Source organism: Bacillus sp. N447-1 (genome assembly GCF_022701035.1).
GTDB lineage: Bacteria > Bacillota > Bacilli > Bacillales > Bacillaceae_G > Bacillus_A > Bacillus_A cereus.
Window position 1 is genome coordinate 2181802 of record NZ_CP065509.1, and the last position, 12141, is coordinate 2193942.

A 12141-nucleotide genomic window follows, 5' to 3' on the forward strand; every position below is an offset into this window, starting at 1 on the left:
AGAAGAGATGTTAGCGCATCTCTTCTTTTATTATATACACAAGCTATTACTGTAATACTACTACAGTAATTATATCAAACGTACATAAAAAATCAATGAGCACGTAATAGATATAATGTACAGAAGAAAAGAAACCCAAGTGAGTCTTTTTTCAATTTATTACATCCCTAATTGATTGTAAATTGATTTGAATACGTGAATTCACCACGATATTTAATTACAGCTACATAAGTACCACTTGTATAGCTATCTGTGATAGGGGTTTGCCAAATTTCTGTTCCAGGAATAAATTCTGGTTCTATTGTTTGGAATCGTTCTAGGGTACCATTTGTGTGGATTTTAAAAATTTTCATTTGCGCACCAAAATGTTCTCTACCAAAGTGCTGTGCTAAGTAAAATGTATCACCAGTTATTAAATTCCCAATCTTCCAATCTGGTTGATATGTACTTTCCTCTGAATTTTGTAAATCCACAATGGTTTTAAATCCCCAATCATCATTAAGTGGATCTGAGTAAGCTGCAGCTGCTTGTGAGGTAGGCTTACTCATTTCTATTGCAGTAAAACCGCTAAAAGTTAACACCCCAATTAATGCTAATTTTCCTAACTTCATTATTGTTTCCCCCCTATTAATTTTTGTAATTTTTAAAACCAGAAATCATACACACATAATAATATAATTCACTGTATAATATTTCAAATATTTTCTAAAAAAAGTTATAAATACAAAAGAAAGACACCAAAAGGGGCCTTTCTCCGACTTGAACCACTTTAATTTTAATAATATGTATTGGACTCCCATCCGAATATTGTTTTAACGTATTTATCCATATTTTGTTTGCGAAAAAATGAAAAGCATAATATCTTATTACTGCTTGTTCATAGCTTTTATCTGTTATAAACATATTCAGTAGTCATGAAGTCATTAGGGAAGTCGTTGATCACTTTCTTCATAACGTTTAGTTCTTCCTGAGATTTGAGTTCAATACCATTTATATAATCAAATACCTTAGATGGTTCATCTGCTACGTAATTCTGTGTCATGTAATCATCTTGGAAGTCTTTCTTTGCTTTTTCTTTAACGGCATTCATAGCATTTATAAAAAAATTGTACCGTGTAGAATTATTTCACTGTACCAAATATTTGAATTTACTAAACAGTTAGAATGAATACGATTATTTATATAATTGAAAATAAAATTGTTAAACAAATGTTGAGAAATAACAAATTTCAATTTCCATTATATTCTATACTTGCTATTATTTAATGTAAGACTATTCAGAAAAGGAAGGGATTATATGCGTGTTCCAGTGAAGGGAATGAACAGATTTCAAAATTATTTAATGACTGGTATCAAGCTATACTACAACATCAAAATGTACAAGCAACAAACTTAAAACAAGAAGTTGAAGATAAGCTTTCCAGTATAAAAGAAGATAAAAATTTATTATTATACTATTCATTATTAGACTTTAGATATAAAGTACTAACCGATGGACTTAACATTACAAAAGATAGCTTTAATGAAATTAACTCCTTTGATATACCTGATAGTAGTTTTTTATCCTATTATTATCACTTCTTCAAAGCTATTCACAGCACAATTCTTGCAGACTATAATGAAGCAAAAGAATATTTTGAGAAGGCGAAAAAACTTTTAATGTACGCAATGAATGAAGTAGAAGAAGCTGAATTTAATTACCGTTTAGCTTCATTTTATTATCAAATCTATAAACCGCTTTTAGCTATTGATTACATACGAATAGCTAAAGATATTTTCTCTAAACACACAGGCTATAAAATTAATGTAGCATTATGTGACAATGTTTTTGGATTAGCTTGTATAGATTTAAGGCAATTTGAACAAGCCGAAGAAAGTTTTAACACTGCCATAGATATTCTAAAAAGTAAAAATGAAAGAACATTGTTACTACGTGTTAGAAATAACATCGGACTATTATATGCAAATCAAAATCTATCCTCTTTAGCAATTCGTCACTTATCAGAGGTTACAGAAAATATACCAAATCACTTTAAAGCCCTATATTTACAAGCAGATGAAAATTTAAAATTAGGCGAAACGGCAGTAGCATCTCAACTCATCGAAAAGGGCTTAAACATTTGCAATGAATTAGCAAATAAAGAATATCAATATCGCTTTAAAATCTTAGAAAAATTGAACAACACGTCTAACACTACAGAATTAGAAGCTGTTGTATTAGCAGGAGTTTCATACTTTAAAAAAGAAGAGTTATGGGATTGCATTGAAGAATATGCAGAACGATTAGCGAATAAATTTTATGCAGAGGAACATCATGTGAAGGCTAGTAAATATTTTTATATGAGTAATGAAGCAAAGAAAAAACTATTAGCTAAAGGGGCGTTAAAGTAATGAAAAAGTTTGGATTAACAATAGCAGGTTTAACGTTAGCTGGAATTATGACTTTTGGTATAAGTAACAACTTAGAATTTTCGGCATTAAACAAAGGTGACACACCTGCACCACAAAGACCTGATTTAGCATTTAGTGATGGGCATATCGGTACTTCTCCAGAATATACACATGGAGAAGGGTGGTCTTCATCTTACACACACGGGGAGCCTTTGGGTATAGCTGATGGTGATACTGGTGCACCTACTTACGATCATGGAAGACCGCCTACACCACAAGCTTAATTGTTCCGCAAAGAAAGTCATACTACTTGTATGGCTTTTTCTTTATTTTAGTTACTTAAGCTCTACATTTTTATCTGATTTGCTTTTGCTAGTGTAGAAGAGGGAAAAGGTATAGAAGCATAAAGTGAAACTTTGCCCTCACCAATTGGGCTTTTACGGGCAGCCCGCCCCCACCTAATTTCTTTGCTTTCGCTGAATTTTGAGGTGGGGATCTTACTGCCCGTTAATGCGGGATAAAAGAAAACCGCCTGAAATGATATGTACTTGAATAGTAGTACATAAAAAATACAAATAACAATAAATTAAATATCGTTAAAACAAAAAGGAGATGTCCCAGGCATGGTACTAGGACATCTCCTTTACTTATCTAAATTCTACAAAGCACTATCAATTAAACAACTATTAAATATATCTTCTATCTAAAACATCGTATTATCATTAGCTGCTTCACTTGGAATCTCTTGAATTACATCCCAGTGTTCGACAATTTTTCCATCCTTGATACGAAATATATCCACTATAGCAACTCCCTTATCTTGAGAATTAGTACGAGAATGTACATGAAGAGCAACTGTATCCCCTTCAGCTACTACACGTTTAATCTCTGCAGAGGAATTAGGATTTTTAACAAAATCCTCCTTAAAGAAATCCATGAAGGCTTTTCGTCCATCAGCAACAAAAGGATTATGTTGCTTATAATCTTCGCTAACATATTTAGGGATAATATCGATATTATGTTTGTTAAAAACTTCATTATAGAAATCAACTACCATCTTTTTATTCTTTTCATTTTCTTTTACTTCTTTTGATGCAGAAGCGACATTTTCGCTCTTAATTGAGTTCCCTTTGTTATTACCAGCGGAAGCTTGATATACCAAAGTCGAAACTACTCCTAAAATAAATACAGAAATAATTGTTATGATTAAACTTTTCTCTAATTTCATATATACCTACCTCTTCTACTTAAATAAGTTTTCTTCTATAAAAAGTTTGAAGAAGGAGAAACCTTCCCCAAAATGTAATGTCAGGGGTAATGTTAGGAATTTCATTTATCCTAACCTCCCCCTATACAAGGCATATTAGAAACGATTCATTCTAACTTAATACCTCATTAACAGTTGCACTGTCCACAATTTGAATAAACTTCTTAACCTTATCGTTCTCATCAAACTTATAAAGGTGACAAAAATCTGCTATGAACGATTTCCCTGTAGCTTTATATGTCCCACTATATTTTCCATACACGATAACAGTATTGTTATTAAAAGCATAGATTTCATCTTTAGCGCTATAGTCATCCCATTCTGTGCCAAGACGTTCATGTACGTTTTTCACTACTTCATCTGGACCTATATAAGTACCTGCATATGGAAACCCAGCAGCTTCTGTCCAAGATACATTTTTACTTAAATACGTTTTGAACGCATCCAATTTCCCTTCGCCAGTTAACACATACGTTTCATGTAATAGCTTTTGATATTTATTCATATCATTAACCCCAAGGCATTTCTTTTGTTACAACTTTTGCACTTAATTCTAATACACCTTTATTTGCATAGTCTGGATATGCTGCTTCAAGTTTTGTCACAAAATCTTTTGAAGTTCCACTTTCCTCAGAAGCTTGAACCGCCGTTCTTAGATAATCCATTGTCGCAGTAAGTGCTTGATTATTTAGGGATTTTTCGATTGATCCATGGCTAGGCACAATTATGTCAGCATGTAATGCTTGTAATACTTTCAAGTTCTCAATCCATGCCTCCATAGCCGCTTTTGAGCTAGTATCCGCTAAGAATACATGTATTTCGTTAAATACATCGATACCACCAATTAATACTTTTAGTTCTTTATTAAATAGGCTAGTTCTGTAATGATCTAAGCCTACTAGTTCAAATGTTAACCCCTGAAAATCAATCACTTTTTCTTTAAATACTTGAGGTAATACCACGTTACTTGGTGCATTTTCTCCAAGGGCGTCTTTCCAAACTTTTAGTTTCCCTAAGACAGAATGAACGATATGTTCAACAGTAGACTCTGTTGCATACGCTATAGCTTCTGGGTAAACGGCTTTAATGCTCTCTAATCCAAAGTAGTAGTCTGGATCCCCATGAATAATAAAGATTTTATCTAGAGATAAGTTGTTTTTTTTCAGATACTCAACAATTTCTTTCGAATCAGATTGAGTAAATTTTGAGTTTATTAAAAATGCATGTCCTGCTTTCTCAACTAATGTTGCTGTGACCATAAAGCTTTTTTCGTCCGAACTAAACACCGTTAATTTCACATCTTTTTGATTTGTATCGATTGTTTTAAACATAGTATGTTATTCTCCTTTTGTTAAAGTTATAAACTAATTATCATATTTTTATCTTGTTCCGATAAAGTGAAACTTTAATCAGTGGGGGGGTTGTTCATCCCCCACTGATTATTAGCCCACACCAATCGGACTTTTACGGACAGTTGATCCCCCACCTAACTTCTTTGCTTCCACTGAATTTTGAGGTGAGGGTCTTACTGCCCGTTAAAGCGGGATAAAATCTCCCACTCCCATTCATCTGAAAGTGTAATAGTACCGGCGAATATTCCGGGGATGAATGTCAGGTTCCCTAAGATAACATGTTTGCTACTATATCCTAAATTTTCTTAATATAAATTTTTAAAACGCGCTTCAATTTTATCCGGTGTCATTACGCCACCACCAATAGGAATAATTTGATTATCCTTTTGTAAAAGTAATGAAGGATAGCTATTAACACCAAGCTGTCGAACTTTATTGAAATCATTTTGGACATCTATTATTGTTTCTTGAGCGTTTAAACGTTCTAATACTTGTTCAGGGTCCAAACCATGCTCGATTGCAATTTTGCGATATGTTTCTGGATCACTCAGACTTTGGCCCTCATAATAAAACGCTTTTTGCATAGCCGAAGTGAATTCTAATAAACGGTCTGGCGCTAATGAGCGTAAAGCTGAAAAACCAATTGCAGCATCTTTCGAATTCATTTTAAAAGTCCCTTCCTCCACCAATTTTTGATAGGAAGGACCAAATTCAGCACCTGTAAGTTGATTAATTCTTTTATTTCCTTCTTCTATATATGAAAAGTTTTTCATTGGTAAATTATCTAAAAATAACCCTCCACATAAAACCGTTAATGGTACTTCAGTGTGGTTTTTGTAAAATCCTTTAATACTTTCTGAAAAACCATAGCACCATCCACAATATGCATCCCATACGTAAATAAGATTATCTTGTTTCGTCTCCATTTAAATCTCCTACCTTTTTTTTATTATCCAGCTCAACTAAATTTTTGGTTTATATAAGTACATCTTTTTATACCTTATTCTTTTTTAGATACCTTACTATATTTCCCCAAAACTAATATTTCCAAAGAAAGATCCACCAAGGTTTTTAACAAAAGATAACGTTTCACCTTATTGCCCCGTAACAGAAAATACTAAAGCTTAGAATATGCATCGATTTGAATGTGTTAGTAACTTTCTACACCGGGTGGCAACGTATGGACCACCATCCTTAATTAAATATATAAATCATATTTTTAGCAGATATTAGTTGTAACTAAATCGATTACATTTTTATGTAACTATTTTAGTTACAACTAATATAGAAGTCAATTCTTTTTTTCGAAAACATTAAATTTCTACATTAATCTACAACTAATCCCACTCTTTACAAAAATATATCAACGATTATTCAATTATATCGATCGTAACTCCGAATATATCAACGTTTCGACACAACATATCGATTTACCGACAAATTTCGAGCGCGTTATCTCCTAAACTAACAACCAATCCCACACCCCAACGCAAAAGAAAAAAGCACCAGGTCCCCCTGGTGCTCTCCCTCTAAAACAAATGACAAGCCACCTGATGCCCCTTCGCAATCTCAACCATCTTCGGTACTTCCTGCGCGCATTTTTCAGTGGCGAATTTGCATCGCGTTCTAAATTTGCAGCCGGATGGTGAGTTTAGTGGGCTTGGTACTTCTCCCTCTAGGATGATCCGTTCTTTTCCTATGTTTGTTGGATCTGGTTCTGGCATGGATGAGAGTAGTGCTTGTGTGTATGGATGTGCCGGTTTTGTGTATAGGTCTTCGCTGTCGGCAATTTCTACTATGTTTCCTAAGTACATGACTCCGATGCGGTCTGATATGTGCCTTACCATCGATAGGTCATGTGCGATGAATAAGTATGTGACGCCTGTTTCTTCTTGGATGTCTTGCAGCATGTTTACGACTTGCGCTTGGACTGAGACATCTAGTGCTGAGATTGGTTCGTCACATAGGATAAAGTCTGGTTTTACAGATAGTGCGCGCGCGATGCTAATGCGCTGGCGCTGGCCCCCGCTAAATTCGTGCGGGTAGCGATATAAATGTTCTTCTTTTAGGCCTACTTTTTTCAGAAGGTCTAAAATGATTTCTTTTTGTTCTTCTTTTTCATAAGATCCGTGAATATTCATCGGTTCGCTAATAATTTGGAATACATTCATTGCCGGGTTTAATGATGCGTATGGATCTTGGAAAATAATTTGCATTCTTTTTCGATATTCTTTTAGTTCACTTTCTTTTAAACTTGCGATATCTTTTCCGTCGAATAAAACGTTACCTGAAGTGACATCGTGTAAACGAATGATGCTTCTTCCTGTCGTTGATTTTCCGCAACCTGATTCTCCTACTAATCCGAATGTTTCACCTTTTTTAATGGTGAAGCTAAGGTCATCAACTGCTTTTAATTGCTCTGTTTTCCTGCCAAATAGTCCTTTTTTAATAGGAAAATACTTTTTTAAGTTCCGAACTTCAATTAAGTTTTCTTCATGCATGTGAATCACCTACTGTCTTATCGTTTAACCAGCACATGGAACGTCTTTCGTTTCCGATTTCAAAATATGGCGGACGTTCTTTTTCACAAATGTCCATCGCATGCGGGCAACGCTCTGCGAATGGGCAACCTTGTGGCGGGTTTAATAAGTTTGGCGTTACACCTTGAATAGGAGCGAGTCTTTCTTTTACGCCGTTCGCTATTTTTGGCAAAGAGTTTAATAGCCCTTTCGTATATGGATGATTCGGCGATTGGAAAATATCAAGTACAGGTCCTTCTTCCATAATAAGCCCGCCGTACATAACGATAACGCGCGTACAGTTTTGCGCGACGATTCCTAAGTCATGCGTAATAAGAAGTAACGCCATATTCGTTTCGTTCTTTAAGTTTTTCATTAAATCTAGTATTTGTGCTTGTATCGTTACATCAAGTGCAGTCGTCGGCTCGTCCGCAATAAGAAGGTCAGGGTTGCAAGACATCGCCATTGCGATCATAACTCGCTGCTTCATACCACCGCTTAGTTCATGCGGATATTGTTTTACCCTTTCTTCTGGCGACGAAAGGCCGACTTGTTTTAACAAGTTAATCGCGATTTGCTCTGCTTCTTTCTTTTTCACTTTTTGATGACGTATAATTACTTCCATCATTTGTTTCCCAATTTTCACGACCGGATTCAGCGCTGACATTGGGTCTTGAGAGATAAGTGAAATTTGATTTCCTCTAATAGAACGTAATTCTTTTTCAGATTTAGAAAGTATGTTTTCATTATGAAAAAGGATTTCCCCTTCTTTCACTTTTCCTGGTGACATAACGAGAGACATAACAGACTTCGCCATTACACTCTTTCCGCTTCCAGATTCCCCAACGATACCGACTACTTCTCCTTTATTTAAGCGAAATGTAACGCCGCGAACCGCTTCAACTTCGCCACTTTCTATGAAAAAAGAAGTCTTTAAATTTTTCACTTCTAGTAGTTTTTCAGACACGCTTCTCACTCCTTTCACTTAACACTTTAGTTTTCATGTCCGGCTCCTTTTGGTGCGAAAGCTTTCTTCAATGCTTCACCAATTACGTTAAAACTAAGTACCGTTAAAAGGATAAGAAATCCTGGGAAGAGCGTTAAATACCAAGCTTCACCAATATATCCTTGCGCATTGTTTAGCATGCTGCCCCAAGAAGAATCTGGTTCTCTAATACCTAAACCTAGGAAACTAAGTGATGATTCCATTAAAATTGATGTCGCAATCGTTAATGTCGCGGCGATAATAATGGTTGATAAAATGTTAGGAATGATATGTCTTACAATAATCATAAGTGACTTTTGTCCTGATACTTTTGCGTATAAAACGTACTCACGCTCTTTTACAGATAACGTTTCTGCCCTTACAATACGGGCGGTGTCCATCCATGTTAGTAATCCGATAATAAGAACTAGCGTCGTAATTCCTGGTTTTAAATACGCATTTAATAGTAGCATTAAAAAGAATGATGGAATTGACATAAGCACTTCAACAACTCGCATTAAAAAGTTGTCTAACTTTCCGCCAAAATACCCGCTAATTGTTCCAACTGCAGTACCGATTGTAATAGAAACAACCATCGCAAGGAAACCGACCGCAAGCGAAACTCGTCCGCCATATAACGCTCTCGTTAAGTAATCCCTTCCGTAATCATCCGTTCCGAAAGGATGACTCATACTCGGTTCTTGTAAGCGATCTGGAATCGACATTTTGCTAGGATCGTACGGCGATACGAATGCGAAAATTGATGCGACCGTTAAAACCGCAAGTATAATAACTCCCATTGCAACAAACTTATTTTTCGTAAAGCTATGTTTTATCGTTTGAAATCTCCTATTATTCATTCCAAATCACCCCCTCATTCGAATGCGCGGATCTACTACGCCATATAAAATATCAGCAATTAAGTTACCGAGAATTAACATGAATGATGATAGTAATGTAATTGCCATGATAATCGGATAATCAAATCTAAAAATAGCATTTACCCCCAGTGAACCAAGACCCGGCCATGAAAATACTGTTTCCGTAATGAACGCTCCGCCTACTAAACTTGGAATCGATAATCCGAAAATTGTAATGATCGGTATTAATACATTTCGAAGTACGTGATTAAATAACACTGTTTTCTTTGAAGCACCATACGCATATTGAATTTGTACATATTCTTCTTCTAATTGCTGAATCGTACTTGAACGAATATATCTCATATAAACAGATACGTTTTGGAACGCAAGCACCATGCAAGGTAAAATGCCGTGTTGCACAATATCCCAGACAGAGTCTTTACCTACGGTGCGCATACCCATACTCGGAAGTAGGTTCAATTTTAAAGAGAATAAGTAGACTAATAGTAGTGCAAACCAGAAAACCGGCATAGAAATACCAACGTATGAAATAAAGTTTACAATGCGGTCAAAGAATGAATTCTTTTTCACACCTGTAAATAGTCCAAGTGGTATTGCGATTACGAATGAGACGAGTAAAGATGATCCCATTAACCCAATTGTTGCAGGTAATCTTTCTGTGATAAGTTCCAAAACAGGACGATGATTTTGAAGTGAGTAACCAAAATTTCCTGTTAAAATGTTTTTTAACCATAAAAAATACTGCACGTAAATTGGTTGATCTAGTCCTAAACTTTTGCGAATACGCTCCACATCAATTGGACTCATGTTTGGCGTTACAAAGTTTCGAACGGGATCCCCCGGCGCTAGCTTTATTAATAGAAAAGAAATAATAGAAATAACAAATAAAAGCGGAATTGCATTTAAAAGCCTCTTCGCAATTACTTTATACACAAACTTCCCCCCTCAAGCTAAAGAAGCTGATTTCCACCAGCTTCTTTATTGTTTCTTATTTCACTTCATAAATCTTAGATAGATCTTCAAACATTGTGACAGGAATTGCTTTCGCTTCTTTTAATCCATCAAACTTTTTATCTACTGCAATAACTGCTTTCGGATACGCGATTGGTAGATAAGGTACGTCTTCTCTAGCTGTCTCTTGAATTTTATGGTATAGCTCTGCGCGTTTTGTTTTATCTGTTTCAACTGCAGCTTCTTCCCATAACTTATCGAAATCAGCGTTTTTATATCGTGCATAATTGTATTCAGCATTACTTAAGAATAAGCTCTTATATGAATCTGGCTCAGGTCCCATTATGTAACCACCAAATGTAATGTCATATTCTTTATTCTCTTTATCTAAGCCTTTTTCACTTGCTGCACTAGCATCTAATGCATTTAGTTCAACTTCTAAGCCAACTTCTTTTAATTTTTGTTGTGTATAAAGCGCTAAGCTTTCCATAATTTTATTATTCGTTACATACATCACACGTACTTTTTCTTTATCTTTCACGCCAGCTTTTGCTAATAAATCTTTCGCTTCTTTTTTATCATACTTATAGTCTTTAATATCTTTCGCATAATACATAGCGTCTGGCGTTAAGATTGAATTTGCTGGTTCTGCAAATTCACCTGAAACGAATGCTGAGTTAATCATTTCTTTCTTATCTAACGCATGTGCAATTGCTTGGCGCACTTCTTTTTTCTTCATAAGCTCCGTATTCATGTTATAAGATAAGTAGAATAATCTACCTTCAGGGAATGTCACCATTGAGAAGTTCCCAGTGCTATCTAATTTCTTAAAGTCTTGTGGCTCAATCATCTTCATGTTGATTTGACCATTTTGCAGTGAAACATTTGCTGTATTACGGTCTTTTACAACTCGGTATACGATAGAGTCTAATTTAGCTTTCCCACCTACATAATCATCAAATCGATCTAATGCAACGTACTCATCTGATTTATACTCTTTAAACTTAAACGGCCCTGATCCTACAGGCTGTAAGTTTTTCTTACTCTTCGCTAAATCTGCTTCCCCTTCAAATACATGTTTCGGAATTGGGAAGAAATCATTCATCACACCTTCGAAAGATGCGCTTACTTGTGGTAAAACGAATTGAGTTGTTAGCTCATCTACCTTTTTCACCTCAAGCGGCTTTCCTTTAAAAATAAAGTTTTCACGACTTGAGCTATTTTGCTTTTCATCCAAAATAGATTGGAATGTAAATGCTATATCGTCTGATGTAATTTTCTTACCATCATGCCATTTCAAATTATCTTTTAACTTCAGTGTCCAAGTTAATTGATCTTCTGAAGGCGTAAAGCTCTCAGCAAGAACAAACTTTTTCTTACCGTTTTCCATATGATATAGCGGCGCATATAAAGCCTGCTGCACAGTTAATGACACACGATCATTCGCATAAAGCGGATTCATCGTATCTGGATTATCGCTAACACCAATCGTTAACGTTCCTCCATCTTTCGGAGTCCCTGATTTACTAGTGCCCGCTTGCTTCGAATCTTTTTCCCCTGAACAAGCAGCTAATGCAATAAATAATAGTAGGACAAATGGTAATACAAACAACTTCTTCTTCATATTTCGACCCCTCTCGACTATTTACACCTATAAGAAAACTCGGAATTAATACCGAGTTTTCTTATAGGTTTTAAATTACCACTACCCTTATATAAAGTCAAACTTTTTCGCAAAGGTAGAAAGTTTGTAATCTATTAATGCATTCTTGCGATAAACCATATTTATGCG

12 protein-coding genes and 1 pseudogene are annotated in these 12141 nt (G+C 35.2%); 2 read left to right on the forward strand and 11 right to left on the reverse strand.

Annotation, left to right across the window (positions count from 1 at the left end; genetic code table 11):
• Positions 1 to 167 precede the first annotated feature (167 nt).
• On the reverse strand, positions 168 to 611 hold the full coding sequence (locus tag IQ781_RS11005) for a DUF5065 family protein (protein WP_065211941.1): 444 nt from the start codon (positions 609 to 611) through the stop codon (positions 168 to 170).
• Positions 612 to 866: 255 nt separating this feature from the next.
• A pseudogene (locus tag IQ781_RS11010) lies at positions 867 to 1093 on the reverse strand (hypothetical protein); the annotation flags it as partial.
• A gap of 233 nt (positions 1094 to 1326) precedes the next feature.
• On the opposite strand from IQ781_RS11010, the gene IQ781_RS11015 reads away from it, so the two are divergent.
• Both IQ781_RS11015 and IQ781_RS11020 read left to right on the forward strand, forming a co-directional pair.
• Positions 1327 to 2391, forward strand: a complete 1065-nt coding sequence (locus IQ781_RS11015) for a response regulator aspartate phosphatase (RefSeq protein ID WP_481748668.1) — start codon at positions 1327 to 1329, stop codon at positions 2389 to 2391.
• Complete coding sequence (locus IQ781_RS11020; protein WP_016125553.1) at positions 2391 to 2675, forward strand: hypothetical protein; 285 nt, start codon at positions 2391 to 2393, stop codon at positions 2673 to 2675. The genes IQ781_RS11015 and IQ781_RS11020 overlap by 1 nt, the downstream gene beginning before the upstream one ends.
• A gap of 419 nt (positions 2676 to 3094) precedes the next feature.
• On the opposite strand, the gene IQ781_RS11025 is transcribed toward IQ781_RS11020, so the two are convergent.
• The 9 genes from IQ781_RS11025 to IQ781_RS11065 form a co-directional block, all read right to left on the reverse strand.
• Positions 3095 to 3619, reverse strand: coding sequence for a nuclear transport factor 2 family protein (locus IQ781_RS11025; RefSeq protein ID WP_000764206.1), 525 nt, complete (start codon positions 3617 to 3619; stop codon positions 3095 to 3097).
• A gap of 151 nt (positions 3620 to 3770) precedes the next feature.
• Positions 3771 to 4163 carry a nuclear transport factor 2 family protein gene (locus tag IQ781_RS11030; RefSeq protein ID WP_001046378.1) on the reverse strand — a complete coding sequence of 131 codons (393 nt, stop codon included), beginning with the start codon at positions 4161 to 4163 and terminating at the stop codon, positions 3771 to 3773.
• A gap of 4 nt (positions 4164 to 4167) precedes the next feature.
• A complete protein-coding gene (locus IQ781_RS11035) occupies positions 4168 to 4989 on the reverse strand; it encodes an MBL fold metallo-hydrolase (RefSeq protein ID WP_139846934.1) in 822 nt (273 codons plus the stop codon).
• Positions 4990 to 5315: 326 nt separating this feature from the next.
• Positions 5316 to 5936, reverse strand: a complete 621-nt coding sequence (locus IQ781_RS11040; RefSeq protein WP_000448622.1) for a DsbA family protein — start codon at positions 5934 to 5936, stop codon at positions 5316 to 5318.
• A gap of 603 nt (positions 5937 to 6539) precedes the next feature.
• Positions 6540 to 7511: an ABC transporter ATP-binding protein gene (locus IQ781_RS11045; RefSeq protein ID WP_000544130.1), complete on the reverse strand. Its 972-nt coding sequence runs from the start codon at positions 7509 to 7511 to the stop codon at positions 6540 to 6542.
• Positions 7504 to 8496 (reverse strand): ABC transporter ATP-binding protein, encoded by a 993-nt coding sequence (locus IQ781_RS11050; protein ID WP_001291146.1) that lies wholly within the window; start codon positions 8494 to 8496, stop codon positions 7504 to 7506. The genes IQ781_RS11045 and IQ781_RS11050 overlap by 8 nt, the downstream gene beginning before the upstream one ends.
• A 26-nt stretch (positions 8497 to 8522) precedes the next feature.
• Positions 8523 to 9374 carry an ABC transporter permease gene (locus IQ781_RS11055; RefSeq protein WP_001065285.1) on the reverse strand — a complete coding sequence of 284 codons (852 nt, stop codon included), beginning with the start codon at positions 9372 to 9374 and terminating at the stop codon, positions 8523 to 8525.
• A gap of 6 nt (positions 9375 to 9380) precedes the next feature.
• Positions 9381 to 10331 carry an ABC transporter permease gene (locus IQ781_RS11060; protein WP_000278778.1) on the reverse strand — a complete coding sequence of 317 codons (951 nt, stop codon included), beginning with the start codon at positions 10329 to 10331 and terminating at the stop codon, positions 9381 to 9383.
• 55 nt (positions 10332 to 10386) lie between these two features.
• The gene (locus IQ781_RS11065; RefSeq protein ID WP_016125551.1) at positions 10387 to 11973 is read right to left on the reverse strand and encodes an ABC transporter substrate-binding protein; all 1587 of its coding nucleotides are present in this window, start codon (positions 11971 to 11973) and stop codon (positions 10387 to 10389) included.
• Positions 11974 to 12141 lie beyond the last annotated feature (168 nt).

Coding starts and splice junctions, on each gene's coding strand:
- IQ781_RS11005 (WP_065211941.1), bottom strand. CDS start 611: ATGAAGTTAGGAAAATTAGCATTAATTGGGGTGTTAACTTTTAGCGGT.
- IQ781_RS11020 (WP_016125553.1), top strand. CDS start 2,391: ATGAAAAAGTTTGGATTAACAATAGCAGGTTTAACGTTAGCTGGAATT.
- IQ781_RS11025 (WP_000764206.1), bottom strand. CDS start 3,619: ATGAAATTAGAGAAAAGTTTAATCATAACAATTATTTCTGTATTTATT.
- IQ781_RS11030 (WP_001046378.1), bottom strand. CDS start 4,163: ATGAATAAATATCAAAAGCTATTACATGAAACGTATGTGTTAACTGGC.
- IQ781_RS11035 (WP_139846934.1), bottom strand. CDS start 4,989: ATGTTTAAAACAATCGATACAAATCAAAAAGATGTGAAATTAACGGTG.
- IQ781_RS11040 (WP_000448622.1), bottom strand. CDS start 5,936: ATGGAGACGAAACAAGATAATCTTATTTACGTATGGGATGCATATTGT.
- IQ781_RS11045 (WP_000544130.1), bottom strand. CDS start 7,511: ATGCATGAAGAAAACTTAATTGAAGTTCGGAACTTAAAAAAGTATTTT.
- IQ781_RS11055 (WP_001065285.1), bottom strand. CDS start 9,374: ATGAATAATAGGAGATTTCAAACGATAAAACATAGCTTTACGAAAAAT.
- IQ781_RS11065 (WP_016125551.1), bottom strand. CDS start 11,973: ATGAAGAAGAAGTTGTTTGTATTACCATTTGTCCTACTATTATTTATT.